This is a genomic window from Pseudomonas rhodesiae (genome assembly GCF_007858255.1).
In the GTDB taxonomy this organism is placed as follows: Bacteria; Pseudomonadota; Gammaproteobacteria; order Pseudomonadales; family Pseudomonadaceae; genus Aquipseudomonas; species Aquipseudomonas rhodesiae.
In genome coordinates, this window is sequence record NZ_VFEU01000007.1 from 137,624 (window position 1) to 161,523 (window position 23,900).

Consider the following 23,900-nt stretch of genomic DNA (forward strand, 5'->3'; position numbering starts at 1 on the left):
ACGCACCATGAACGATCCGAAAGCAGCCCCCAAGTATGAAGCCATCGGCCTGCGCATCCTGTGGATGCTGGTGTTTGCCCTGGTCTGGCAAGTGGCGCAGTTCCTCCTCGGTGTGCTGGTGGTGGTGCAACTGATTTATCGCCTGATCTACGGCGCGCCGAACCTCGGTTTGATGAATGTAGGCGACAGCCTCAGCCAGTTCCTGGCGCAGATCGGTCGTTTCGGCAGTTTCCATACCGAGCAGAAGCCTTGGCCGTTCGCTGATTGGCCGGCACCGCGCGCACCCGAAGGCGAAGCGGCTCATAGCGTGCCACCGGCGCCGCACCCGGTCCGCGATGAAGAGCCGAAACTGTGAAGCTGTGGATTCTGCGCCACGGCGAGGCCGAGGCCCATGCGCGCACCGACGCTGAACGCAACCTTACCGAGCGTGGCCGCGCTGAAGTATTGCGCAGCGCCGCGCACCTGATCGGTCAGCCCCTTGGCGCGATCATCGCCAGCCCCTACGTGCGGGCACAGCAGACCGCCCGACTGGTGCGCGAGGCGTTGGGTTTTGTGCCGGACATTCGCACGGTGCCGTGGCTGACGCCCGAGGGCAGCCCAGAGCAAGTGCTGGCGCATCTGGTGGCTGAGGACAACGTACTGCTGGTCAGCCATCAACCGTTGGTGGGCAATCTCATCAGCTTTCTGCAACACGGCCATTCGCGCCAGCCGCAGCCGATGTACACCGCCAGCCTGGCGCAGCTGGAGGGCGAATTTGCTTTGGCGGGGCTGATGAGCCTGGTGAGCGTAAAAAATCCTTAGGGGATGGATCTTCTTTGTGGGTGCTCTATAGTCAGCCGAGCAAGTGCTTGGTTGGTTATAGTCGGACCACAAAGGAGCGCGTTCCATGCCTGTCGCTGTTCGTTTGCCGCTACCGGTGTTCTTCGAGCGAGAAACCCGTCACCCCCACAAGACGTTTCTGGTGCAGCCCTTGGGCGGCGGCGAGGTGCAGCGCCTTACCTGGGCGGACGCGGGCCAGCAGGCCCGCCGCGCCGCCCAATGGCTGCGTGAGCGGGCGTTGCCCCCCGGCTCGCACATTGCCCTGATTTCGAAAAACTGCGCCCACTGGATCATCGCCGATCTGGCGATCTGGATGGCCGGGCACGTTTCGGTGCCGCTGTACCCCAATCTCACCGCTGATTCCGTCGCCCATGTGCTGACCCATTCCGAGGCGGCGCTGGTGCTGGTCGGCAAACTCGACGACTGGCCCGCCATGGCGCCTGGCGTGCCCCACGGCGTGCCGACCATCAGTCTGCCGCTGTGTCCGTCTGGCGTGTTCGATTTCAGTTGGGCCGATCTACAAGCCTGCGCATCGATTGAGGACGATCCGACGCCCGATGCCACGGCGCTTGCAACCATCATCTACACCTCCGGCACCACCGGCCTGCCTAAAGGCGTGATGCACAGCTTCGGCGCCTTGGGGTTTGCCGCCACCCGTGGCACGCAACTGTTCGGCCTGGGGGAGGGCGATCGGTTGCTGTCGTACCTGCCGCTGTGCCATGTGGCAGAGCGGATGTTCGTGGAATTGGCGGCGATCTACACCGGGCAAACGGTATTTTTCGCCGAGAGCCTCGACACATTTTTAACCGACCTGCGCCGGGCGCGGCCCACCGCTTTGTTCGGCGTACCGCGGATCTGGAGCAAATTCCAACTGGGTGTCTACGCCAAGGTGCCGCCGCGCCGCCTGGATAGGCTATTGCGCCTGCCGTTTATCGGGCCGCGTATTGGCCGCAAAGTACTTGCCGGCCTGGGGCTGGACGCGCTGCGCATTGCGCTGTCCGGGGCGGCGCCAGTGCCCGAAGCTCTGCTGCACTGGTATCGGCGCCTCGGACTGGATGTGCTGGAGGTGTACGGGATGACCGAAAGTTGCGGCTATTCCCACGTATGCCGCCCCGGCCAGCAGACCATCGGCTGGATCGGCACCCCATGCCCCGACGTCGAGGTGCGCATCGACCCCGACGGTGAAGTGCAAGTGCGCAGCGAGGCCACCATGCTCGGTTACTTCAAAGACCCGGATAAAACCCGCGAAACCCTCACCGCCGACGGCTTCCTGCGTACCGGTGACAAGGGCGAGCAGGATGCCGACGGGCGCCTGCGCCTGACCGGACGGCTCAAGGAAATCTTCAAGACCAGTAAGGGCAAATACGTCGCGCCGGCGCCCATCGAAAACCGCCTGGCCGAGCATGCACGGATCGAACAGGTGTGCGTGGTCGGCGATGGCCTGGCGGCGCCGATGGGCCTGTGCGTGTTGTCGCAAGCGGCCCCGAGCGAAGCGCGCGCGGCCTTGCAAGGCAGCCTTGAGCGTTGGTTGCAACAGACCAACGCCACGCTGGATAAACATGAGCGCTTGAGCCGATTGGTGGTGGTCAACGGCGTATGGGGCGTGGAAAACGGCTTTCTCACGCCCACCCTCAAAATCAAGCGCAACGTGATCGAAGCGACTTACGGCGCACATTTGCACGCTTGGAGCGAGCGCACCGAAGCGATTGTGTGGCAGGATTAGGGTCATCATAAAAACACCAAAGGACACCTGCATGAGCCTGTGGCGCACCCAACCGAATATCGAACACCTCAATGCCAGCCAGAAAAACACCATCGGTGAATTGCTGGATATCCGCTTCGAAAGCTTCGACGACGAGTCCCTGACCGCGAGCATGGTGGTCGATGCGCGCACGCACCAGCCATTTGGCCTGCTGCATGGCGGCGCGTCGGTGGTGCTGGCCGAGAGCATCGGCTCGATGGCCGCGTACCTGTGCGTGGACACCAGCAAGTACTACTGCGTGGGCCTTGAAGTAAACGCCAACCACCTGCGCGGTGTGCGTAGCGGGCGGGTAACGGCGGTGGCCAGGGCCGTGCATATCGGCCGCAGCACGCAGGTATGGGATATCCGCCTGAGCAACGAAGAAGGCAAGCCCACCTGCATCTCGCGCCTGACCATGGCCGTGGTGCCGTTGGGCGAGAACCCGCCGGCCCGATAGGCATGGCGTGAGTGTCATCATTCCTGGCAGTTACAGTCATTGCCGTGCCTGCCGGGCATGCTGACAATCGAGTTCGGTTATTGCAGATGGATCCGGTATGTCGCAGCACGTGTTTTTCGCCCACGCCAATGGGTTCCCATCGGCCACCTACGGCAAGCTCTTTGCGGCCCTGGCCCCGGAATATACGGTGGCCCACCTGCCGCAGCACGGTCACGACCCACGGTTTCCGGTGGATGATAACTGGCAGAACCTGGTGGATGAACTGATCCATCATCTGGAGCAGCAGCCGCAACCGGTGTGGGGCGTGGGCCATTCCCTGGGCGGCGTTTTGCACTTGCACGCCGCCCTGCGATGCCCGCAGCTGTATCGCGGCGTGGTGATGCTCGATTCCCCGGTACTGACCCGCGCCGACCGCTGGGTGATCCGTGCCGCCAAGCGTTTTGGGTTTATCGACCGGCTGACCCCGGCCGGGCGCACCCTCGGCCGGCGCGAGGAGTTCGCCGACCTGGATGCCGCGCGCAGCTACTTCGCCGGCAAGACCCTGTTTCGTGGCTTCGATCCGGATTGCTTCGACGCCTACCTGCAACATGGCCTGCAAACGGTGGGCGATCGTCTGCGGCTGCGCTTCGACCCGGCTACCGAAATCAGTATCTACCGCGGCGTGCCCCACACCAGCCCCGGCCAAGTGCGCCAGATGAAGGTGCCGCTGGCGGTGGTGCGCGGTCGGCAGAGCCGCGTGGTAATGCGTCACCACGCCAGCGGCGTCGGGCGTTTGCCCATGGGCGAAATGCTCACCATGCCTGGCGGCCATATGTTCCCCCTCGAACGCCCGCAGGACACCGCGACCTTGATCAAGAACCTGTTCGCCCGTTGGGACGCCCGTGAGCGCAGCTGCGCATGAGCCCATCAGTCGAAGAAGTGCGCCTGAGCTTGCCCCATATCGAGTTGGCCGCCCATTTGTTTGGGCCCGAGGACGGTTTGCCAGTGATCGCCTTGCATGGCTGGCTGGACAATGCCAACAGCTTCGCGCGCCTGGCGCCGAAGTTGACCGGGCTGCGCATTGTGGCCCTGGACATGGCCGGTCACGGGCACTCGGCGCACCGCCCGGTGGGCGCCGGCTATGCCTTGTGGGATTACGTGTTCGACGTGCTGCAAGTGGCCGAGCAACTGGGGTGGAAACGTTTTGCACTGCTGGGACATTCCCTCGGCGCCATTGTGTCCATGGTGCTGGCCGGGGCCTTACCCGCGCGTGTGACCCATCTGGGGTTGATTGACGGTGTGATTCCACCCACTGCGCCGGGCGAAAATGCGGCCGAGCGGCTGGGCATGGCATTGCAGGCGCAATTGAACCTGCAGGGCAAACGTAAACCGGTGTACGGCACGCTGGAGCGCGCGGTCGAGGCGCGCATGAAAGGCTTGGTGGCCGTCAGCCGCGAGGCCGCTGAACTGCTGGCCCAGCGCGGTTTGATGCCGGTGCCTGGCGGTTACACCTGGCGCACGGACAGTCGCTTGACCCTGGCTTCGCCAATGCGCCTGACCGATGAGCAGGCGATGGCCTTCATACGGCGAGTTGACTGCCCTACGCAATTGGTGGTCGCTGCCGACGGCATGCTATCGAAACATCCCGAATTGCTTTCCCAGCTACCCTTTACGGTAACCACGCTGCCTGGTGGCCATCATTTACACCTGAATGATGAGCCTGGCGCGGTCCTTGTTGCAGACTGTTTCAATCGGTTCTTCTCCGCGCCTTGACTTGGCGCGGTCAACTGCCGAGGCTGGGCGGATTGAACGGGAGTCAACCATGCACATATTCAACACCGATCTTAGTACCGCGACGCTTACCCTCGGTCCGGGCTCACCAATCCGATGAGCGTGCGCAACCGATCTATTCGTGCTCTGGGGTTATGCGTATTCAGCCCGTTGGTGTTCGCCGCCGACGTGCCGGGCAGCCAGGACCTGCCCGCCGTGGCCCGTCAGGTCGACGCGCAGATTGTCGATTATCGCCCCGCCGAAGAAAAAGAACGCATCTACCCCCTGGGCGCGATCCGCAAGATCAGCGGCCAACTGCGTTACGAAGGCCAGGCCCTCGCGCGGGGCCAGACCACCGCCATTACCTATGAACTGCCCGCCGACCACAGCTCCAGTGCGGCGTTCACCGCCACGCGCGAGGCGTTGCAGGCCCAGGGCGCGCAACTGCTGTTCTGGTGCAAGGCTCGGGACTGTGGTGAAAGCAGCCTGTGGGCCAACGAGATTTTCGGCAACGCCAAGCTGGTGGGCGCCGATAGTCAGCAGGAATACCTGCTAGTGCGTCTGGCCGAGCCCCAGGCCAATTCGCTGGTCGCCCTGTACGGCATCACCCGCGGTAATCGTCGCGCCTACTTGCACGTCGAGCAATTGGACGCCGCGACGCCGCTGGGCGACCTGTTACCCACCTCGGCCACACTGTTGCGTGAGCTCAAAAGCACCGGCGAGCTGGACTTCCCCGCATTGAGCGGTGAGCCGGACGCCACGTGGCTGACCCTCATTTCCCGTGGCCTGAACCTGGATACCACCCTGCGCGTCAGCCTCAGCGGCCCGAATGCCGAAGCCTGGCGTCAGGCGCTGATCGAGCAGGGCGTGCGCGCGGCGCGTATGGAGAGCGGCAACGGTGAAACCCAAGGTCTGCACCTGCATCTGATACGCTGATCGCCACCTGGCGAACGGGCCTGCGCCGTTCGCCTAATCTTTCTTCCTAAAGCCTCCTTTTTTCAGAGATTCCCCATGCTCAATAACGATCGCCTGCTGGTGCAAATCCTGCTGCTGGTGCTGTTCGGTGCCAGTTTCTGGGTGTTGGCGCCGTTCTGGTCGGCGCTGTTCTGGGGCGCGGTGCTGGCATTTGCCAGTTGGCCGCTGATGGTGTTGCTCACGCGCTGGCTGGGTGGGCGCGAGTCCCTGGCCGCCGCGATCCTGACCTTGGGTTGGATGCTGTTGGTGGCGGTGCCGCTGGTATGGCTGGGGTTTAACCTGGCCGACCATGTGCGTGATGCCGTGGCGTTGATCAAGGATATTCAGGTCGATGGCCTGCCCGAGGCGCCGACGTGGCTGGGCGCGATCCCATTAGTAGGCGAGCGATTGGCGGCGATGTGGGACAGCATCGATCAGCAGGGCGCTGCGTTGATGGTCAGCCTCAAACCGTACCTGGGGCAGGTGGGCAACTGGCTGCTGGCGCGTAGCGCGCAGATCGGCGGGGGCATTCTGGAACTCACCCTGAGCCTGGTCTTCGTGTTCTTTTTCTACCGCGACGGGCCGCGTTTGGCGATGTTCGTCCATCGTTTGCTGGAACGCTTGATCGGCGACCGCGCCGGTTACTACATCGAACTGGTGGCCGGAACCGTGCAACGGGTGGTCAACGGCGTGATCGGCACGGCTGCGGCCCAGGCCGTGTTGGCGTTGGTGGGGTTCATTATTGCCGGTGTGCCAGGGGCGCTGGTGCTGGGCATCGTCACCTTTATGCTCAGCCTGATTCCCATGGGCCCGCCGCTGGTGTGGATCCCGGCCACGGCGTGGCTGGCCTGGAAGGGCGATTACACCTACGCGATATTCCTTGGCGTGTGGGGCACCTTCATCATCAGTGGCGTGGACAACGTGCTCAAACCCTACCTGATCAGCCGTGGCGGCAACCTGCCGCTGGTGATCGTGCTGCTAGGGGTGTTCGGCGGCTTGATTGCCTTTGGCTTTATCGGCTTGTTTATCGGCCCGACCTTGCTCGCAGTGGCCTACAGCCTGTTGATGGATTGGAGCGCAACTCACGCCCAGGGCCGTCGGGACGACCAGGCTCTTTAAGCCCTGGGCAAGCGCATCACCGCGGTCAAGCCGCCGCCTGGGGTTTCTTCCAGGCACAGGCGGCCGCCGAGGCGTTCAACGGCTTCCTTGGCAATCGTCATGCCCAGGCCGACGCCGCCGGAGTTGCGGTTGCGCGAGCCCTCCAGTCGAAAAAACGGCTCGAACACCGCCTCGCGCTTGTCCGCCGCAATCCCGGGGCCGTGGTCGATTACCCGGATCACCAGCGCTTCACGGTTGTCGGTCAGTTCGATACGCGCCGTGCCGGCGTACCGCAGGGCGTTGTCGATCAGATTGTTCAGGCACGAACGCAAGGCCATGGGTTGCACCTGCAGCGGTGCGCAGGTGCCGGCAAACTGCACGTCGCAGCCTTGGTCCTGGGCGTTTTCGCTCAGGGATTCCACCAGCGCCTGCACGTCCAGCCAGTGTCGGGTTTCGCTGGTGCGTTGTTCGTGCAGGTAACTCAACGTCGCGTCCAGCATGCCGATCATGTCGTCCAGGTCCTGGCGCATCTGGCCCTGGAGGCGGGTGTCTTCGATCTGCTCCAGGCGCAACTTGAGGCGCGACAACGGCGTGCGCAGGTCATGGGACACCGCGCCGAGCATGCGTGCGCGTTGGCTGACCTGCTCGCGAATGCGCCGTTGCATCAGGTTGAAGGTCGATGCGGCCTGTTGCGCTTCTAGCGGGCCGGATTCGTTGAGCGGCGGGCTATCGAGGTCCAGGCTCAAGCGTTCGGCGGCTTCGCTCAGGCGCTGTATCGGCCGGCTGAGCAGCTTGGCGCCATACCAGGCAGCAATGATCAGCGAGATAAATTGAAACGTCAGGGGCACCACCGGGCCGCCGAACCAGGGTCGTTGATGCTTGGGCAAGGGTTTCATCGTACCGTCCGACTGCTCGATAAAGGTCTCCTCGGGCGGCGGCGGGGGCGGGCCGTAGTGGTGAAACCAGAAAAACGCCAGCCCATGGGCCAGCACAATGGCCACCAGCAACACGCCGAACAGCCGCCCAAACAGCGTGTTGAAGGTGCCGCGCATCAGCCGATGTCCCGTGCGTCGAACAGGTAGCCTTCGCCGCGCACGGTCTTGATCAACTGCGGTGCCTTGGGGTCATCCCCGAGTTTTTGCCGCAGGCGCGAGACCAGCAGGTCGATGCTGCGATCGAATGCTTCGATGGAACGCCCGCGCGCGGCATCCAGCAATTGCTCGCGGCTCAGCACCCGGCGCGGGCGTTCGATAAATACCCAGAGCAGGCGAAATTCGGCATTGGACAGCGGCACTACCAGGCCGTTGTCGGCCACCAGCTGGCGCAGCACGCTGTTCAGGCGCCAGGTGTCGAAGCGGATATTGGCGCGCTGCTCGCTGCGATCGTCGCGCACGCGGCGCAGGATGGTCTGGATGCGCGCCACCAGCTCGCGGGGCTCGAAGGGTTTGGACATGTAGTCATCGGCCCCCAGTTCCAGGCCGATGATGCGGTCGGTGGGTTCGCAGCGCGCGGTGAGCATCAGGATCGGAATATCCGACTCGGCCCGCAGCCAGCGGCACAGCGACAGGCCATCCTCGCCCGGCAACATTAGATCGAGCACCACCACGTCGAAAGTCTCGGCGTGCATGGCCTGGCGCATCTCGGCGCCATCGTTGACTCCGGTGGCCAGAATACTGAAGCGAGCCAGGTAGTCGATCAGCAGTTCGCGGATCGGCACATCGTCGTCGACCACCAGTGCGCGGGTCGTCCAGCGCTTGTCGTCGGCGCTGGCCGGGCCTTTTTGCTCGTCGTTCACAGGGGCGCAAGGAGTTTGCATAGTGCGGTCATCTGCCAGGTGATTGCGGTCAGCATAGGCGCCCAGCCCCATGGCTGGTAGTGCTGGTCGGTGGGTCGTGCGAGCGAGGCTAGCGGCGGGGCGTGTAGGGGGCGTGTCGTGAATGTATCGGCTTTGAAATATATGCGCGAAATGCCCGCCTGCGCGCGCTTGGTCAGTATTTACCGATCATCGGATCCCGCAACGGCGTCGCTTGCGCTACAATCCGCGCCGATTTCGACTTGCCTGAGAGCCCATTCCAATGTCCGCCTGCCAGACTCCTATCATCGTCGCCCTGGATTACCCCACCCGTGACGCCGCACTGAAGCTGGCTGACCAGTTGGACCCAAGGCTCTGCCGGGTCAAGGTCGGCAAGGAACTGTTCACCAGCTGCGCCGCGGACATCGTCGGCACCCTGCGTGACAAAGGCTTCGAGGTGTTCCTCGACCTGAAATTCCACGATATCCCCAACACCACCGCCATGGCCGTCAAGGCGGCTGCGGAAATGGGCGTGTGGATGGTCAACGTGCATTGCTCCGGCGGCCTGCGCATGATGAGCGCTTGCCGCGAAGTACTGGAACAGCGCAGCGGCCCCAAGCCGCTGTTGATCGGTGTGACCGTGCTGACCAGCATGGAGCGCGAAGACCTGGCCGCGATCGGCCTGGATATCGAGCCTCAGGAGCAGGTACTGCGCCTGGCGGCCCTGGCGCAGAAAGCCGGCCTCGACGGTCTGGTGTGCTCGGCGCTGGAAGCCCAGGCGCTGAAGGCCGCGCACCCGTCGCTGCAACTGGTTACCCCCGGCATTCGCCCGGCGGGCAGTGCTCAGGACGACCAGCGCCGCATCCTGACCCCGCGCCAGGCACTGGACGCCGGCTCCGACTACCTGGTGATCGGCCGTCCGATCAGCCAAGCGGCGGATCCGGCCAAGGCGCTGGCGGCAGTAGTTGCCGAGATCGCCTGATCACGTCGAGCGCGAGCCACTGACGAGAACGCCTGCACCCTGAACCGACGGATGCAGGCGTTTTTTTTGGCGCTTAGACCTTCAACACCAACTTGCCAAAGTTCTCACCGTTGAACAGTTTCATCAGGGTTTCCGGGAACGTCTCCAGCCCCTCGACGATATCTTCCTTGCTTTTGAGCTTGCCTTGCGCCATCCAGCCGGCCATTTCCTGCCCAGCGGCGGCGAAGTTCGCGGCATGATCCATGACCACGAAGCCTTCCATCCGCGCGCGATTGACCAACAGTGACAGATAATTGGCCGGGCCTTTGACCGCTTCCTTGTTGTTGTACTGGCTGATTGCGCCGCAAATCACGACCCGAGCCTTGAGGGCCAGGCGGCTGAGCACCGCGTCGAGAATATCGCCGCCAACGTTATCGAAATATACATCCACACCTTTGGGGCATTCGCGCTTGAGGGCGGCGGGTACGTCTTCGTTCTTGTAATCGATGGCCGCATCGAAGCCCAGCTCATCCACTAGGAATGCACATTTGTCGGCACCGCCGGCAATGCCCACCACGCGGCAGCCTTTGAGTTTGGCGATCTGACCGGCAATGCTGCCCACGGCGCCGGCGGCACCGGAGATCACCACCGTCTCACCGGCCTTTGGCGCGCCAGTCTCCAGCAAGGCGAAGTAGGCGGTCATGCCGGTCATGCCCAGGGCGGACAGGTAACGCGGCAATGGCGCCAACGTTGGGTCGACCTTATAGAAACCCCGCGGCTCGCCGAGGAAATAATCCTGCACCCCCAGGGCGCCGTTCACGTAATCGCCGACTGCAAACTTGGGGTTGTTGGACGCAATCACTTTGCCCACGCCCAGCGCGCGCATTACTTCGCCGATGCCGACCGGTGGGATGTAGGACTTGCCCTCATTCATCCAGCCGCGCATGGCCGGGTCGAGGGACAGGTATTCGTTACGCACCAGTACTTCACCGTCCTTGGGGGTGCCCACTGGGACTTCCTGGTACGTGAAAGTATCCCGCGTAGCGGCGCCGACCGGGCGTTTGGCGAGCAGGAATTGGCGATTGGTCTGGGCGGTCATGGCAGGGACTCGTTAGAAATGAATGCTCAGTGATAGACCCTGGCGGGCCTGGGAGCAAGGTCGGCGAGAGGTGCGAATGCTCGTCGATAGGCCGCGCTGATGGTAGGCCCAGTCGCCTTATCACTGCCGCTCATGCAGCGCCAACCGGCCTTTTGATAGTGCTGACGTGTGCATCATGACCTTGGCTAGACTCCCGCCACGTATATTTCCTCCATAGGACATCCCTCCATGAGCATGACGTTTTCCGGCCAGGTCGCCCTGGTCACCGGCGCCGCTGCGGGTATCGGCCGCGCTACTGCCCTGGCGTTCGCCGCCGAAGGTTTGAAAGTGGTGGTGGCCGACCTGGATGTGGCCGGCGGCGAAGGGACGGTGACGCTGATCCGTCAGGCCGGTGGCGAGGCGTTGTTCGTGCGCTGCGACGTGACTCAGGAAGCCGAGGTGCAGCAATTGATGGCGCAGACCCTGGCGGCGTATGGGCGTCTGGACTACGCCTTCAATAACGCCGGTATCGAGATCGAAAAGGGCAAACTTGCCGACGGCAGCCTGGACGAGTTCGATGCCATCATGGGCGTCAACGTCAAAGGCGTGTGGCTGTGCATGAAGCACCAGTTGCCGCTGCTGCTGGCCAAGGGCGGCGGTGCCATCGTCAACACCGCTTCGGTGGCGGGCCTGGGGGCGGCGCCGAAGATGAGCATATATGCCGCGTCCAAGCATGCGGTGATCGGCCTCACCAAGTCGGCGGCCATCGAATATGCGAAAAAGAAAATCCGCGTCAATGCCGTATGCCCGGCGGTGATCGACACCGATATGTTTCGGCGCGCCTATGAAGCCGACCCGCGCAAGGCCGATTTCGCCGCCGCCATGCACCCGGTGGGGCGTATCGGCAAGGTCGAGGAAATCGCCAGCGCGGTGCTGTACCTGTGCAGCGATGGCGCAGCGTTCACCACCGGCCAGGCATTGGCGGTGGACGGGGGGGCAACGGCGATTTAGGACGCGGTGTGACGCCCCATTCGAAAAGGTCTGGGAGGGATGTGGGGCGTTTCCGGAGCTGGCCAAACGCCGCGATCGAATATGTATCACAAGGTAAATAACTCAATAAAATCAATACTTTAATAAATCTTGGCGACCGGTCATCACGCGCTTCTGTGCTTAACTCGTTGGGTTGAAAACAAACAGTTGAAGTGAGTGGCGCATGGATTTAGGGATCGATCGACAAGCCCTTGTACCGGTAGTGCAGCAAATCGTCAGTGCAGTGACGCAATGGATTCGCAAGAACGAGGTGAGCCCCGGCACTCGCTTGCCGTCCGTGCGGCGGTTGGCCCTCGATAACCTGCTTAGTCAGTCCAGCGTGATCGAAGCTTTAGAGCGCATGGTCGCCCAAGGATTGCTGGCCCACAGGCACGGCGCCGGCTTTATGGTGGCTGAGCCGCCTGTGGCCCATGAGTGCCAATGGTATGAAGGCGCCGAGCGCGACTGGGGCGATTTTGCCGATAGCCCCTTGGGCGAGTTGAAGCTAGGCTGCGGCTGGCTGCCGGAGGCCTGGCATGAAAGCGATGACATCAGTTACGCGATTCGCGAAGTCAGCCGCACCGACACCGCCGGGCTGTTCAATTACAGCACGCCATTGGGCTTGCCCGTGTTGCGTGAACAACTGCTCAAGCGCCTGACGCACCTCCATATCGACACTCGTCTTGATTGCATTCTCACCACTGGTGGCGCCAGTCATGCCGTGGATTTGCTGATCCGTGTGTTACTGCGCGCCGGTGACTGCGTGGTGGTGGAAACCCCGGGATACGGCAATCTTTACCGGCAGCTGGCGTTCCATGGTGTGCACCTACTGGAAGTGCCGCGCACACCTAGCGGGCCGGACATCCCGGCGCTAGAAGCGCTGCTGCAGCGCCATCGTCCAAAATGCTTGTTCACTCACAGCCTGTATCACAACCCGACTGGCTCCAGCCTGTGCCGTGTCGTGGCCGAGCGGCTACTGGAGCTGGCCCGTCGCGATGACTTCCTGATCATTGAGGAGGATGTCTACGGCGACCTGCAGCACGCCACCTGCACCCGGCTCGCGGCGTTGCCCCATGAAGGTCGGGTGATTTACGTCGCCAGTTTTTCCAAGACCTTGAGCAGTGCTTTGCGCGTTGGCTACCTCAGCGCGGAGGCAAGTCTTATCGCTCGGCTGGCCACCCTCAAGACATCCACCGGTTTCGGCACCTCGCGGTTTGCCGAGGCGGTGGTCAGCACGCTGCTGGCCAACGGCACCTATCGCAAATGGGTGCAGCGCTTGCGCAAGCGGCTGAGCACCGAGATGGCCGCTACCTTACAGGTGCTGGAAGACGAAGAGTGGGAGGTGTTCACCGTGCCCGCCGGCGGCATGTTCCTATGGGCGCGACCGGGGGCGAATGCCTTCTCGCGGGTACAGGCATTTGCCCGCCGGCTCGGTGTTTTGCTCTCGCCGGGCTCACTTTTCAACCCAACCGGCGAATACAGTGAGTGGCTGCGCATCAATGTGGCCTATGCTTCAGATCAACGGGCTTTGGCGCTGATGCGTGCCGTGGGGCCCGCTAGATCGACCTCGACCATTCTGAAAACGACGGGCGTGTAGCTTTTTGCCATTATTCCGGCGTCAGTGTCTTGTGTTGAGGCCCCTGTCGTTGCCAATCTGCTGCTTGTCTACCGGGCTTGATGGCATCTGCCATTGCAAGAGGATCAAGTGCAATGATTTCGGCCGTGCAACGACGTTTCGCCAACCTGGGTATGGCGAAAAAACTGGGCTTGGGTTTCACCTTGGTGCTGCTGTTGACGGCGGTAGTGGCGGCCATCGGCGTATGGTCCCTGCAAACCGTCGGGCACCGGTTCGAAGGGCTCAAGGCCATGTCCTCGCTCAACAGCGGCTTGCTCAAGGTGCGCTTGATCGAACAGGACTACGCTTTGCACGCCGACCCCAAGGCGGTCGACGCGCTGCATGAGGCCGTCGATGCCCTGGCCGCTGAGGCGGCCAGCCTCAAAACCCAATCCGCTGCCAATGTGCCAGCCATGACCGATGTCGAGCAGACCCTTGCCGCCTATCGCAAGGCTTTCGATGAGTTTGTCGAACTGACCCAGACCAAGGACCTGGCCCTGGAAATGGCCAGTTGGTCCGTGTCCAGTGTGGCCAACAACCTTGATGTGTTGCAGGCCGGTCTGGCGGACGACGGTGCCTATGGGCTCAAGGAAAGCCAGGGCAAGGAGGGCGCCGAATTTATCGAGCAGGCCGGTCAGGTTAGCCAGGTGTCGCGCTTGATGCTGCAAGCCATGAACGAAGCCCATGTGCGTCTGAATCAGAGCCGTAAGGTTGACGAAGACAATACCGAGCAAGGCAAGATCGAGCAGGCCGAGCAGGCCCTGTCGCAGGTAGAGCAGTTGAAAACCTCAGTCAAGGATGCGGGCTACCAGACCGTACTTGGCGAGGTGTCGGGACATATTGCCGCCTTCGGCGAAAAACTCGGCGAATACACGGACCTGCTGGCTCAGGAAAAACTGGTTTACACACAATTGCATGATCGAGCGCAGCAGGTGGTCAGTCGGGTCAACCAGGCCTATAACGCCGAAGATCAGTCGATGCAGGCGCAATTGAAGAAAAGCGCGTTGCTGATAATCGGCTCGTCGGCACTGGCCCTGCTGGTGGGCTTGATTGCATCTTGGCTGATTACCCGCTTGATCGTTGCGCCCCTGCGCAGTGTGATCTCCGTGGCTCAGCGGATTGCCGATGGCGATTTAAGCGGTCGGATGGAGGTCAACCGGCGCGATGAAATCGGCCAGTTGATGCAGGCCATGCAGCAGATGGGTAATGGTTTAAGCCATATGGTCAGCGGGTTGCAGGCCGGTATCGAGCAATTGGCCAGCTCCGCGCATTCGCTGTCCAGCGTGACCGAGCAGACCAATGTCGAGGTGAGCAGCCAGAAGGAAGAGACCGAGCAGGTCGCCACCGCCATGAACCAGATGACTGCCACTGTGCACGATGTGGCTCGCAACGCCGAAGAAGCGGCGCAGGCCGCACAGACCGCCGACGAGAAAGTCGACAGCGGCCAGCAGGTGGTGCGTCAGAGTTTGCAGCGCATCGAGCTGTTGGCCACGTCCAGCACAGGCGCCAGTGCCAGCATCGAAAGCCTGAGTGCGGAAATCCAGCATATCGGTACGGTGTTGAGCGTGATCAAAAGTGTTGCCGAGCAGACCAACCTGCTGGCGCTGAACGCCGCCATTGAAGCCGCACGAGCCGGCGAACAGGGCCGCGGTTTTGCCGTCGTGGCCGATGAAGTGCGAGCGCTGGCCAAGCGTACGCAACAATCGACTGAAGAGATCGAACGGCTGGTCGGCACCTTGCGCAGCGCCGCACAAACGTCGGTGCAGCAGATTCAACAGAGTGGTGAACTGGTGAAGCTGGCGGTCAGCGATGCGCTGGAAACCGAAAGTGCTCTGGGCAGCATTGCGTCAGCGGTGTCGCTGATCCAGCAGATGAATCAGCAGATTGCCGCCGCCGCTGAGGAGCAAAGCTCGGTGGCCGAAGAGATCAACCGCAGTGTCACCAGTATCCGAGCCAGCGCCGATCAGTCGGCGTTGAGCATGCAGGAGAACGCCGCGTCGAGTATCGAGCTGGCGCAGTTGGGCGCCGAACTCAAGGGTATGGTGGGGCACTTCCGCCTCTGATCGCCGCGCTGACGGCGACCAAAGGCGCGGGCAATTAAGCGTGGTTGGCCAGAAACGTCAGCAGGGCTTCATTGACGAAGTCCGGGTTTTCCCGCGAAGAGATATGCCCCGCGTCCGGAATCAGGATCAGGCTGCAACCGATCAGCTCGGCCATTTCTGCCGATTCTGTCGGTGGCCGGGGCTTGTCCTGCTGGCCGCACATTACCAAGGTGGTGTCGCGGTCCAGGCGCGGCAGCTGCGCGAGCACATCCTTGCGACTGAAGATCAGCCGGCCCAGAGGCACAATGCTGTCCAGCAGGCGTTCCCGGGGGAAGTCTCGCAGGGACTGGCGAAAGTTCTGATACAACGCCGACTCGCGGTCAATTTCGGCGCGGAAGAAAATCGGTGCGATCACATCCAGCAGCGGCTCAGGGATAGCGCCGGCTTCTTCAATCATCTTGAACAGTGAGAAATAGTACTGACGCGTGGCCTCGGGCTCGGCGCCCAGGTACGTATCCATCAGCACCAGGCTGTTTACGCGCTCAGGCGCGAGCAACGCCAGGCGCGCGCCCCACATGCCGCCGACCGACAGACCCACCAGGTTTACGCTGGGGGTATCCAACTGGTCCAGCAGGGCCAGGGACTGACGCGCCAGGTCCTCAAGAGATTGGGTGCGCGGGGGCAGTTGGCCCGATTCGCCATGGCCCCACAGCTCAGGCACGATCACGCGGTACTTTTGCGACAGCGCCTCGACCTGCGGCGCCCACATAGTGCGATCCCACAGGTAACTCGAGCCCAGCAGGACAGCCGGGCCGCAGCCCTGGTCGATGTAATGCAGCGGTTGTCCATCAATCACGGCGACAGGCATAGCAGGCCCCTTTCTTCACGGAGTGAGGGGCACTTCTTTACGCTAGTCGTAGGCGGGGGGATAGATGCAAAGTGATGGCATCTGGCGAACCCGGGTTCGCCAGAGACGGAGGAGGGGATCAGTCGTAAATGACTTTCTTTTTCCACTCGGCGTCGGCGTCCACCACTTTCAAGCCTTCGGTCAATTCATTGACCTCGTCTTCGGCCGGCTTGCTGTTGGTCAGCACGGTGGAGTTGGCGCGGGCCAGCTGGGATTCGAGCATTTGCAGTTGGGCGCTGTAGAGTACCGGCTCCGGCTGCTTACGCAGGTACTGCACGCCACGCTCGAAAGCCAGGCGTGCCTGGCCCGGCTGGCCTTGTTGCAGCGCATGCTGGCCGAGATTGTTGAAAAACTCGATGTGCAGCAACACCAGGATGTGGCGAATTTCCCTGATCCAGTGCTTGGCTTCGTTGGCTGGCAGGAAACCATCCTGGGCGGCGCGGGTAACCTGGCCATGCAGGGCTTCGAGGAGGAAGCGTACATCCTTGGCCTTGGCTTCGGTCTGGATCGGTGCGGGCGGGTTGTTAACCGGTATCGATTCGCCCTGGCCAACCAGCGCATTCAGCTCAGTAATACGGGCCTTGAGCGCGGCGTTGGTCTTATTGAGGTTCAACAGGCGCTGATTGACGTTCAGTTCAAGGCGGGTCATCAGCAACTTGAGTGCCGGGGTCATGAGCTGGCCAGGAAACGTCTCGGTGATTTCACCGCAACGGCGCAGGCGATCGTTGAGTTCGATCTCGGTGCGCTGTTTTTCCAGCTTGTTGTTTTCCACCACATGGTTCATGTAGCCAATGGCGATCAGTATTGCGATCCCGGCTATTACCAGCAGGGTGATCATGAGTGGTGTCACCGGTGTGACCTCTTTAAAGGGTTTACAGGAGAGTGTAGTGACTGGACCATCAGGCGGATAGGTCTGATCGACCAGATGCCGCGTAGTTCTTTCTTCTCAGGCTCCCTTGCTATCTATATAGGTGAGCGCTGACTGGGTGGCTTTCATATTGCCATCACTCGTCAGGGTGGACTATAGCGTCTTGTCATGCGCCAGAATATAGGCGTCAAGGTGCGGGCGGGCAAAGTGCCCTCGCAGGCCGCAAAACGGGGGCGAAGTCATTGATTTAAATAAATTTATCCTTGGGGGTTGACGACCTTTCAATCCATCCATAGAATGCGCGCCACTTACAGCGTAAAGCACACAGCGAAACGCGGTAGGGAGTGAATGTTGTACGTGTGTCCCCTTCGTCTAGTGGCCTAGGACACCGCCCTTTCACGGCGGTAACAGGGGTTCGAGTCCCCTAGGGGACGCCAATGCGGGAATAGCTCAGTTGGTAGAGCACGACCTTGCCAAGGTCGGGGTCGCGAGTTCGAGTCTCGTTTCCCGCTCCAATTTTTAAGCAGTGTTGCTCTCGGGCGGCACTGAGTGAAACCAGGACCAAGTCTTCGGATGAGGCCTCTGGGCACTGAAATACACACCATGTGTTTCAGTAGCGTGTCCCCTTCGTCTAGTGGCCTAGGACACCGCCCTTTCACGGCGGTAACAGGGGTTCGAGTCCCCTAGGGGACGCCATTTGCGGGAATAGCTCAGTTGGTAGAGCACGACCTTGCCAAGGTCGGGGTCGCGAGTTCGAGTCTCGTTTCCCGCTCCAATTTATGATCTACAGACTTCCACTGGCGTCTGTAAGTCGTTGAAAAGAGGAGCTTCGGCTCCTTTTTTCATTCCAGCAAAAGCCACGGAAATCCACCGACAGCCAGCGTTTTTGAGGCCAAAAACAAGGCCAAAGAATGCGGGTGGTGCCGGTTCCGGGTTGTTGCTGGGGTTGGATCGGGATGACCAGCAGCATTGAGCCTAAGTCTCACGACTTAGGAGTTTGATGATGGCACTCTCTGATCTGACCGTGCGGCAAGCCAAGGCCGCCAAGAAAACCTACAGCATCCCCGACACCGATGGCCTCGGCCTGGTGGTCGCCCCGACCGGCGGCAAGTCGTGGCACCTGCGCTACTACTGGCTCGGCAAGCAAAAACGCATCTCCTTGGGCAACTACCCCGAGATCGGCCTGCGCGAAGCCCGTACCCTGCGCGACGAAGCTCGGGCACTTCTGGCCCAAGGCATCAACCCTCACACCGATCGCAAGCAGAAGCGACACGCGGTCAAGCTGGCTTCGGACTACACGTTCAAGGCCGTCTTCGATGCCTGGGTCGAGCACCGCGCCAAGGAACTCAAGGAAGGCAGGAACAGCACGCTGTCGCAGATCAAGCGGATCTTCGGCAAAGACGTGCTGCCCAGCCTCAAGCAGATGTCGATCTACGACATTCGCAGGCCGCAGCTCCTCGGCGTCCTGGCGAGGATTGAAAAGCGCGAAGCCTTCACCACCGCCGAAAAGGTCCGTACCTGGCTGGGGCAGTTGTTCCGCTACGCGCTGGTTATCGTCGAGGGAATGGAGGCCAATCCGGCCACAGACCTGGACGTGGTGGCCGAGCCCAAGCCCGCGGTGACCCATAACCCCTACCTGCATCTGCCTGAGCTTCCCGAGTTCCTCCAAAAGCTCAGGCTCTACAACCCGCGCGGCTGGCAAACCCAGCTCGGTATCCGCCTGCTGTTCTTGACCGGCGTGCGCACCGGCGAACTGCGGCTGGCGACCCCGGATCAGTTCGACCTCGACCGCGGCCTGTGGATCATTCCTCCGCAGATCGTCAAGCAGCTTCAGGACGAAATGCGTAAGGCCGGCAAGCGCCCGCAGGACGTACCACCCTACATCGTGCCGCTGTCCCTTCAGGCCATCGAGATCGTGCGCTACCTGCTAGGGGTGATGCGGCCCGCCCAGTGCCACCTGCTGACGCACCGCAGCGAACTCAAGAAGCGCATCAGCGAGAACACCCTCAACGCCGCCTTGAAACGGATAGGCTACGAGGACCAACTGACCGGCCACGGTATTCGCGGAACCATCTCGACGGCGCTAAACGAGATCGGCTACCCGAAGATTTGGGTGGACGCCCAGCTTTCGCACTCCGATCCGAACAAGGTGAGTTCGGCCTACAACCACGCCAAGTACGTGGAGCCGCGCCGCCGAATGATGCAGGACTGGGCCGACCGTCTCGACCTGCTCGAACAGGGCCAAGTCGAAGCGGCCAGCGCACACCTCACTATCCACATCGGAGGCGTGCCGGCGATGGCGGAGGAGGACAAGTCTGACGCCATCGTTGCAGCTTCCTCTACGACACCCGTTCCGCCGGTGGTGGCTACCCCCATCGTCGTGACGCCGAACGACGGGGGCATCACCTTCCAACGGTTGTCGCAGGTGCCGCCACCTCCGACGCACGCGCCGGAGCCCGAAGTGTCCGCCATCCAGCGCGAGCGCGAGGAAATGCTGGCCATCTACGAGTCGCCGAGCAGCCTGCCGGTGCCCCTGTTCGGCAAGCTGGCCGGAAAGTCCAAGGACCAGATCAACCGCGAATTGAAGGCCGGCAAGCTGCTCTCCATCAGTCTGGGTAACCGGGGGCAGCGTGTCCCCGACTGGCAACTGGTGCCGCTCAAGCACAAGCTGGCCCAGGTGCTCATGAACCAACGTCCGCAGGCAGATTCGTGGGAGCTGTATCGCATGCTGACCCAGCCACACCCGGACCTGGGGGATCGCGCCGCCATCGACATCGTGACCCCGGGCAATCTGGGCATGGTCGTCCGCGTTATCGCAGGGGCCCGCCAGCAGACAGGTGTGCCGGAGGCTGGCCTGCCGCCGAGGCCCATCCCCGAGGAGGTGCAGCAGAGCGTTCGTCGGCTGGTGGACAGCGCTGCGGTGTTTGAGACGGTGTAATCCGAGGTTCGACGGTGCGGCGGCCAGCGGCATGCTCCCTGTCGCTGGCCGCTGCATTCGCCTTACTGCAACGACGCGCCCGAGCGCACCACGATCGCATAGAGGTCGGCAATTGTTGCCAGCGCGGCCTCGTGCAGCGTTTCGGCTGTCACATCCACTGCGTCCGTGCGGATCGGCCGCGTCGCGCAAGCATCGGCCACGACGGTCGGCTCATTGCCGCGCAGGAATGCACCCTCGGCGGTGAAGGTGACGCACATGTGGGTCATGAACCCGATGACGATGACCTGCTTGTTTCCGGCCGCATCCAGGCGTTCGCCCAAGTCGGTGTTGACGAAGGCATTGGGCGCCGTCTTAACGACAACGGGCTCATCCGCCAACGGTGCGACGGCGGGATGGATCTGCCCGATCTCGGTGGCGAGGTCGTAGGGTGAGCCCTTGCCGCCATCGTGGACGACGTGAATGATCTTGGCACCGGCTGCGCGCGCCCGGACGAGCAGGTCGGACGCTGTTGCCAGTGCTGCCAGCCAGCCGGCCAGTTCCATGACGCCGCGCGTGTAGGTGTTCTGGTAGTCCACCAGAATCAGGGTGGAATGAGCCAGCGTAGCGGGCTTGGCGTCCAGTCCGTTGAGCTGGCGCAGAGTGGTCGAGGGATTCATGACTGTGCTTCCTTGAAATGTGAATTGACCATTCCGGGCCATTGGAATGACCGTCTTCACATACTAGGAACGCCACGGAATGTCCGCAATGTCGTCTAACATGCAAATTCCGACATTGCCCTCCGCTATTTCCAAGGGAACCCCGCATGGCCACCATCAAGCGCCTCATCGTCATCGTGTTGTTCGAGCACGTCGATCTGCTGGACGTAACCGGCCCGGCGGAGGTGTTCTCGCTGCTTCAGCGCGAGATGGACGAGCCCACGGGCTACCAGGTGGTGCTGGCGGCCGAGACGCTCGCGCCGGTCACCACCTCGGCTGGCGTGCGCGTGTTGCCCGATGCGACGTTCGACGACTTAACCCGCCGCAGGATCGACACCCTCGTGGTCCCCGGCGCGGTCGAGGTCGATGCACAGCGCCGCGTGCGCGCCGTCGTGGCGCCATCGATCGCCGCGCGGGTGAAGGCCCTCGCGATCCACACCCTCCGCATTGCGTCCGTCTGCGTGGGTGCGCACGTGCTGGCCGCGGCCGGCCTGCTTGACGGCAGGCGAGCCACCACCCATTGGTCCACCGCGCAGCAGCTCGCCGAGGAGCACCCGGCGGTCAAGGTGGACGCCGACCCGATCTTCATCCGCGACCGCAACGTCTGGACCGGCGCCGGGCTGACAGCGTGCCTGGACCTGGCGCTCGCCTTGGTCGCCGACGACTTCGGCGAGCGGCTGGCGCTGCGCGTGGCGCGCCAGCTCGTCATGTTCCTCAAACGCCCCAGTGGACAAAGCCAGTTCAGCGCCTCGCTGGAGCCGACCTCGACAACTCGGCGCATGGATGCGCTACGCCACTACGTCATGCGCCACATCGGCGAGCCCGTCACCATCGCGCAACTAGCCGAGCAGGCGCACGTCAGCGACCGGCAACTGACCCGCATCTTCAAGACGGAACTGAACATGACACCGGCCGCTTACATCGAATCGGTGCGCGTGGAGATGGCACGCAACCGGCTGGAAACCACGGACGACCCGCTGGAGCGCATCGCCGCGGCCTGCGGCTTCAACACTACCGATACGCTCAATCGTGCGTTCCGCAGGAAGCTGGATACCACACCGGCCGAATACCGCAGCCGGTTCAGGACGGTGTGCTGATGGGATTTGCCTCGCCCGCCCTTGTCATGCGCCACTTCGGGCAACCTGCATCGCTCTGCGCTCGAACCGCTCGTAAACAGCATTGGATCGTCCGTTGGGCCGCTGCAGGTATGTCACGACCTCATAGGGCCCCTCGGCCAGCGGCCGCGCGGTGATCCCCCACGCATCAGCGCGCTCGATGCGCGATTGCGCAGTGAGCCCGACACCATAGCCAGCGCCGACCCATAGCGCCAACATCTCGAAAGAGGTCACGTGCTGGATGCTCTGCTGGCTCAACGGCGGGAGGGATGAAAGCCGCTGATCCAGCAGTGAGCAGCTTTCTGCTGGCCAGCGAAACACGGGGTAGTCCAGAAGCTCGGCGATCGTGAGCTTCGTCTGGGCAAGCAAGGGGGACCGCAATGGCATGGCAACAGCGATATTCTCGATCCACAGCGGTTGGCTTTTCAGGGATGAAGCACTCACGTTCCGAAGCGACATCCCGGCGTCGTAGCGGCCATCATCAAGGCCCGTCACCAGGTCGTCACTTGATGTCTCAAAAAACGCGATGGTGATGTTCGGCTCTTCCGCGCGCTGCAGGGCGAGCAACGTGGAGAAGCATGAGGACGGCACGCCAGGTGCTATGGCGAGCTTGAGATGAGAAGACTGGCTGGTGGCATCATGCATGAGAGCCCCCAAAAAGGGTTCTGGCCAAGAAGGCGAACCTGCGTCGTAGTCAAGAGTGAAGTTTAACGCCGTTATCTTTAACGTGGTTAATTTTGGCGGATTGTTTGACGCTTCTGCTAATGCAGAAATCAACCATTCAGCCAGGCCGTCCTTCTGGCACAACAACGTATGAATCCGCGGCGGCAACAGCTTTCGGACAGGCCGTGCGCGCTGCGCGCGTTGCACAAGGAATCGCGCAAGACGAGTTCGCATCTCGGGCAAGCATTTCGCGCTCGCACATGGGCAAGATCGAGCGTGGTGAGCACGTGCCCACGCTTCCCCTCATACTGAAAATTGCTACGGCGCTCGGGATAGGTGCGGCTGAGCTGATGGCGGCGACCGAACGCAATCTGCGTGCCGAAACCGATCCTTGAGAGGATATCCGCCAGCGAGGCTTTGTCAGCCGCCCGCGGAGTCACGTAGGCGAACGATAAACCGCTCCAGCGAAGCCGACATATTGCTGTTGTCCGGCCGAAGGAGGTAGGTGGTGATGACGGCGGAATCCATTGCCAAGGGACGGATGACTACATCCGGCCGCTGAGAAACCGGAATCTTGGTCGCCGTCATGAAGCCGACGCCGTAGCCGGCACCAACCAAGGTGAGCATCATGTCCAGCGAGGACACTTCTTCCACGACGTTCAGCTTGTGCTCCACCACCTGCAGAAGGCGCCCAAGTTCGCGGCAATAGCCCTCGCATGCGTGTGGGTCGCACAAGACAAGCGGATGCCCGCCGAGTTCGTGAAGTGGAACCTCTTTGTGGGCGAGCAGTGCATGTCGGGCCGGCACAGCAATCACCAGCGGGTCTTGCCAGAGCGGTTCGGCAACGATGCCCTCACCGACATCGGCCGTGTGCGCGAACCCGATTGTGAAGTCGCCCGATCGCAGGCCGCGCAACTGCTCGGCCAAAGGAAGTTCGCAGAGGCGGATTTCGATCTCCGGTTCCTCTGCACGGCAACGGGCGAGAAACGCCGCTAGTCGAGGATCGATCGCTCCGTCAGATACCGCGATGCGAATGCTTCCTCGCAAGCCCGCCCCGACGGCCTTGGCATTCTCCCGTGCCTGTTCCAGCACGGTGAACAGCCTGCGAACGTCTTGCAAGAATGTGGCACCTGCGGCCGTCAGTTCTGTTCCTCGGCGGTTCCGGTCGAAAAGGACCACCCCAAGCTCGTCTTCAAGCTCTTTGATGGCCCGAGATAGCGGGGGTTGCTCGATATGCAAGCGCTCGGCGGCCCGCGTGAAATGCAGTTCCTCAGCGAGGACTACGAAGCAACGAAGATGTCGCAGTTCCATAGGCCGCCTCCTGGCTCAAGTCGTCCAAAACCATTTCATCTCCTCTTATCGAGAAGCGTGGCTGCGAC

The 23,900-nt window shown here is 62.2% G+C and carries 23 protein-coding genes, 4 tRNA genes and 1 pseudogene; 20 read left to right on the forward strand and 8 right to left on the reverse strand.

Translation table 11 applies throughout. The features are described 5' to 3' along the window. Window positions 1-7: 7 nt before the first annotated feature. From FIV35_RS12935 to FIV35_RS12970, 8 genes are all read left to right on the forward strand, one after another. Window positions 8-355 carry a DUF4389 domain-containing protein gene (locus FIV35_RS12935; protein WP_034137575.1) on the forward strand — a complete coding sequence of 116 codons (348 nt, stop codon included), beginning with the start codon at window positions 8-10 and terminating at the stop codon, window positions 353-355. Continuing rightward, window positions 352-801: a phosphohistidine phosphatase SixA gene (gene sixA / locus FIV35_RS12940; protein WP_034137576.1), complete on the forward strand. Its 450-nt coding sequence runs from the start codon at window positions 352-354 to the stop codon at window positions 799-801. Before FIV35_RS12935 ends, sixA begins: the two co-directional genes overlap by 4 nt. 85 nt (window positions 802-886) lie before the next feature. Further along, window positions 887-2,542 (forward strand): AMP-binding protein, encoded by a 1,656-nt coding sequence (locus FIV35_RS12945; RefSeq protein WP_034137577.1) that lies wholly within the window; start codon window positions 887-889, stop codon window positions 2,540-2,542. Between the two features lie 31 nt (window positions 2,543-2,573). After that, complete coding sequence (locus tag FIV35_RS12950) at window positions 2,574-3,017, forward strand: hotdog fold thioesterase (RefSeq protein WP_034112721.1); 444 nt, start codon at window positions 2,574-2,576, stop codon at window positions 3,015-3,017. A gap of 97 nt (window positions 3,018-3,114) precedes the next feature. Then, window positions 3,115-3,918, forward strand: a complete 804-nt coding sequence (locus FIV35_RS12955) for an alpha/beta fold hydrolase (RefSeq protein ID WP_034096686.1) — start codon at window positions 3,115-3,117, stop codon at window positions 3,916-3,918. Next, window positions 3,915-4,769: an alpha/beta hydrolase gene (locus FIV35_RS12960; protein WP_034137578.1), complete on the forward strand. Its 855-nt coding sequence runs from the start codon at window positions 3,915-3,917 to the stop codon at window positions 4,767-4,769. Before FIV35_RS12955 ends, FIV35_RS12960 begins: the two co-directional genes overlap by 4 nt. 114 nt (window positions 4,770-4,883) lie before the next feature. Further along, window positions 4,884-5,702, forward strand: a complete 819-nt coding sequence (locus FIV35_RS12965; protein ID WP_083377891.1) for a DUF4892 domain-containing protein — start codon at window positions 4,884-4,886, stop codon at window positions 5,700-5,702. 75 nt (window positions 5,703-5,777) lie between these two features. Then, complete coding sequence (locus FIV35_RS12970; RefSeq protein WP_034096689.1) at window positions 5,778-6,839, forward strand: AI-2E family transporter; 1,062 nt, start codon at window positions 5,778-5,780, stop codon at window positions 6,837-6,839. Here FIV35_RS12970 and FIV35_RS12975 read toward each other — a convergent pair. Both FIV35_RS12975 and FIV35_RS12980 read right to left on the reverse strand, forming a co-directional pair. After that, window positions 6,836-7,870 (reverse strand): sensor histidine kinase, encoded by a 1,035-nt coding sequence (locus FIV35_RS12975; RefSeq protein ID WP_034137580.1) that lies wholly within the window; start codon window positions 7,868-7,870, stop codon window positions 6,836-6,838. The genes FIV35_RS12970 and FIV35_RS12975 overlap by 4 nt on opposite strands. After that, window positions 7,870-8,634: a response regulator gene (locus FIV35_RS12980; protein ID WP_034137658.1), complete on the reverse strand. Its 765-nt coding sequence runs from the start codon at window positions 8,632-8,634 to the stop codon at window positions 7,870-7,872. Before FIV35_RS12980 ends, FIV35_RS12975 begins: the two co-directional genes overlap by 1 nt. 259 nt (window positions 8,635-8,893) lie before the next feature. Here FIV35_RS12980 and pyrF point away from each other — a divergent pair, with 259 nt between their 5' ends. Next, the gene (gene pyrF / locus FIV35_RS12985; RefSeq protein WP_034137581.1) at window positions 8,894-9,592 is read left to right on the forward strand and encodes an orotidine-5'-phosphate decarboxylase; all 699 of its coding nucleotides are present in this window, start codon (window positions 8,894-8,896) and stop codon (window positions 9,590-9,592) included. A gap of 73 nt (window positions 9,593-9,665) precedes the next feature. Here the strand turns inward: pyrF and FIV35_RS12990 are convergent, their stop codons facing one another. After that, window positions 9,666-10,670 (reverse strand): NADP-dependent oxidoreductase, encoded by a 1,005-nt coding sequence (locus FIV35_RS12990; protein WP_034096692.1) that lies wholly within the window; start codon window positions 10,668-10,670, stop codon window positions 9,666-9,668. Window positions 10,671-10,898: 228 nt separating this feature from the next. On the opposite strand from FIV35_RS12990, the gene FIV35_RS12995 reads away from it, so the two are divergent. From FIV35_RS12995 to FIV35_RS30290, 4 genes and pseudogenes are all read left to right on the forward strand, one after another. Then, a complete protein-coding gene (locus FIV35_RS12995) occupies window positions 10,899-11,660 on the forward strand; it encodes an SDR family oxidoreductase (RefSeq protein WP_034137582.1) in 762 nt (253 codons plus the stop codon). 202 nt (window positions 11,661-11,862) lie between these two features. Then, window positions 11,863-13,275 carry an aminotransferase-like domain-containing protein gene (locus FIV35_RS13000; RefSeq protein WP_034137583.1) on the forward strand — a complete coding sequence of 471 codons (1,413 nt, stop codon included), beginning with the start codon at window positions 11,863-11,865 and terminating at the stop codon, window positions 13,273-13,275. 995 nt (window positions 13,276-14,270) lie between these two features. Continuing rightward, window positions 14,271-14,447 (forward strand): annotated as a pseudogene (locus FIV35_RS30285) (HAMP domain-containing protein); the annotation flags it as partial. A 204-nt stretch (window positions 14,448-14,651) separates the two neighbouring features. Continuing rightward, on the forward strand, window positions 14,652-15,356 hold the full coding sequence (locus tag FIV35_RS30290; RefSeq protein WP_371918513.1) for a methyl-accepting chemotaxis protein: 705 nt from the start codon (window positions 14,652-14,654) through the stop codon (window positions 15,354-15,356). A gap of 34 nt (window positions 15,357-15,390) precedes the next feature. Here the strand turns inward: FIV35_RS30290 and FIV35_RS13010 are convergent, their stop codons facing one another. Together FIV35_RS13010 and FIV35_RS13015 are read right to left on the reverse strand one after the other, a co-directional pair. Beyond that, window positions 15,391-16,203, reverse strand: a complete 813-nt coding sequence (locus FIV35_RS13010) for an alpha/beta fold hydrolase (protein ID WP_034137585.1) — start codon at window positions 16,201-16,203, stop codon at window positions 15,391-15,393. A 118-nt stretch (window positions 16,204-16,321) separates the two neighbouring features. Then, window positions 16,322-17,092, reverse strand: a complete 771-nt coding sequence (locus tag FIV35_RS13015; protein ID WP_080761411.1) for a hypothetical protein — start codon at window positions 17,090-17,092, stop codon at window positions 16,322-16,324. Between the two features lie 379 nt (window positions 17,093-17,471). Here FIV35_RS13015 and FIV35_RS13020 point away from each other — a divergent pair. The 5 genes from FIV35_RS13020 to FIV35_RS13040 all read left to right on the forward strand — a co-directional run bounded on the left by FIV35_RS13020 (window position 17,472) and on the right by FIV35_RS13040 (window position 20,048). Next, window positions 17,472-17,547: transfer RNA gene (locus FIV35_RS13020), tRNA-Glu, on the forward strand. Between the two features lie 2 nt (window positions 17,548-17,549). Next, window positions 17,550-17,625 (forward strand) — tRNA-Gly (locus FIV35_RS13025). A gap of 105 nt (window positions 17,626-17,730) precedes the next feature. Beyond that, window positions 17,731-17,806 (forward strand) — tRNA-Glu (locus tag FIV35_RS13030). A gap of 3 nt (window positions 17,807-17,809) precedes the next feature. Further along, a tRNA-Gly gene (locus FIV35_RS13035) sits at window positions 17,810-17,885 on the forward strand. Window positions 17,886-18,113: 228 nt separating this feature from the next. Beyond that, on the forward strand, window positions 18,114-20,048 hold the full coding sequence (locus FIV35_RS13040; RefSeq protein ID WP_197676677.1) for a tyrosine-type recombinase/integrase: 1,935 nt from the start codon (window positions 18,114-18,116) through the stop codon (window positions 20,046-20,048). Between the two features lie 62 nt (window positions 20,049-20,110). Here the strand turns inward: FIV35_RS13040 and FIV35_RS13045 are convergent, their stop codons facing one another. Next, entirely contained in the window at window positions 20,111-20,704 is a 594-nt protein-coding gene (locus FIV35_RS13045; RefSeq protein ID WP_034137588.1) for a cysteine hydrolase family protein, read from the reverse strand. A gap of 146 nt (window positions 20,705-20,850) precedes the next feature. On the opposite strand from FIV35_RS13045, the gene FIV35_RS13050 reads away from it, so the two are divergent. After that, window positions 20,851-21,840 carry a GlxA family transcriptional regulator gene (locus FIV35_RS13050; protein WP_034137589.1) on the forward strand — a complete coding sequence of 330 codons (990 nt, stop codon included), beginning with the start codon at window positions 20,851-20,853 and terminating at the stop codon, window positions 21,838-21,840. Between the two features lie 24 nt (window positions 21,841-21,864). Here the strand turns inward: FIV35_RS13050 and FIV35_RS13055 are convergent, their stop codons facing one another. Continuing rightward, the gene (locus FIV35_RS13055) at window positions 21,865-22,503 is read right to left on the reverse strand and encodes a substrate-binding domain-containing protein (protein ID WP_034137590.1); all 639 of its coding nucleotides are present in this window, start codon (window positions 22,501-22,503) and stop codon (window positions 21,865-21,867) included. A 104-nt stretch (window positions 22,504-22,607) separates the two neighbouring features. Here FIV35_RS13055 and FIV35_RS13060 point away from each other — a divergent pair, with 104 nt between their 5' ends. Further along, on the forward strand, window positions 22,608-22,916 hold the full coding sequence (locus FIV35_RS13060; protein ID WP_462687296.1) for a helix-turn-helix domain-containing protein: 309 nt from the start codon (window positions 22,608-22,610) through the stop codon (window positions 22,914-22,916). A gap of 25 nt (window positions 22,917-22,941) precedes the next feature. On the opposite strand, the gene FIV35_RS13065 is transcribed toward FIV35_RS13060, so the two are convergent. Further along, a complete protein-coding gene (locus FIV35_RS13065) occupies window positions 22,942-23,832 on the reverse strand; it encodes a LysR family transcriptional regulator (protein WP_034137592.1) in 891 nt (296 codons plus the stop codon). Window positions 23,833-23,900 lie beyond the last annotated feature (68 nt).

Excerpts from the sequence above, each read along its gene's own strand:
- FIV35_RS12945 (WP_034137577.1), top strand. The coding sequence starts at position 887 with ATGCCTGTCGCTGTTCGTTTGCCGCTACCGGTGTTCTTCGAGCGAGAA.
- FIV35_RS13050 (WP_034137589.1), top strand. The coding sequence starts at position 20,851 with ATGGCCACCATCAAGCGCCTCATCGTCATCGTGTTGTTCGAGCACGTC.
- FIV35_RS12955 (WP_034096686.1), top strand. The coding sequence starts at position 3,115 with ATGTCGCAGCACGTGTTTTTCGCCCACGCCAATGGGTTCCCATCGGCC.
- FIV35_RS13065 (WP_034137592.1), bottom strand. The coding sequence starts at position 23,832 with ATGGAACTGCGACATCTTCGTTGCTTCGTAGTCCTCGCTGAGGAACTG.
- FIV35_RS30290 (WP_371918513.1), top strand. The coding sequence starts at position 14,652 with ATGACTGCCACTGTGCACGATGTGGCTCGCAACGCCGAAGAAGCGGCG.
- FIV35_RS13055 (WP_034137590.1), bottom strand. The coding sequence starts at position 22,503 with ATGCATGATGCCACCAGCCAGTCTTCTCATCTCAAGCTCGCCATAGCA.
- FIV35_RS12980 (WP_034137658.1), bottom strand. The coding sequence starts at position 8,634 with ATGCAAACTCCTTGCGCCCCTGTGAACGACGAGCAAAAAGGCCCGGCC.
- FIV35_RS12990 (WP_034096692.1), bottom strand. The coding sequence starts at position 10,670 with ATGACCGCCCAGACCAATCGCCAATTCCTGCTCGCCAAACGCCCGGTC.
- FIV35_RS13045 (WP_034137588.1), bottom strand. The coding sequence starts at position 20,704 with ATGAATCCCTCGACCACTCTGCGCCAGCTCAACGGACTGGACGCCAAG.
- pyrF (WP_034137581.1), top strand. The coding sequence starts at position 8,894 with ATGTCCGCCTGCCAGACTCCTATCATCGTCGCCCTGGATTACCCCACC.
- FIV35_RS12960 (WP_034137578.1), top strand. The coding sequence starts at position 3,915 with ATGAGCCCATCAGTCGAAGAAGTGCGCCTGAGCTTGCCCCATATCGAG.
- FIV35_RS12970 (WP_034096689.1), top strand. The coding sequence starts at position 5,778 with ATGCTCAATAACGATCGCCTGCTGGTGCAAATCCTGCTGCTGGTGCTG.
- FIV35_RS12965 (WP_083377891.1), top strand. The coding sequence starts at position 4,884 with ATGAGCGTGCGCAACCGATCTATTCGTGCTCTGGGGTTATGCGTATTC.
- FIV35_RS13040 (WP_197676677.1), top strand. The coding sequence starts at position 18,114 with ATGGCACTCTCTGATCTGACCGTGCGGCAAGCCAAGGCCGCCAAGAAA.
- FIV35_RS12995 (WP_034137582.1), top strand. The coding sequence starts at position 10,899 with ATGAGCATGACGTTTTCCGGCCAGGTCGCCCTGGTCACCGGCGCCGCT.
- FIV35_RS13000 (WP_034137583.1), top strand. The coding sequence starts at position 11,863 with ATGGATTTAGGGATCGATCGACAAGCCCTTGTACCGGTAGTGCAGCAA.
- FIV35_RS12975 (WP_034137580.1), bottom strand. The coding sequence starts at position 7,870 with ATGCGCGGCACCTTCAACACGCTGTTTGGGCGGCTGTTCGGCGTGTTG.
- FIV35_RS13010 (WP_034137585.1), bottom strand. The coding sequence starts at position 16,203 with ATGCCTGTCGCCGTGATTGATGGACAACCGCTGCATTACATCGACCAG.
- FIV35_RS12950 (WP_034112721.1), top strand. The coding sequence starts at position 2,574 with ATGAGCCTGTGGCGCACCCAACCGAATATCGAACACCTCAATGCCAGC.
- FIV35_RS12935 (WP_034137575.1), top strand. The coding sequence starts at position 8 with ATGAACGATCCGAAAGCAGCCCCCAAGTATGAAGCCATCGGCCTGCGC.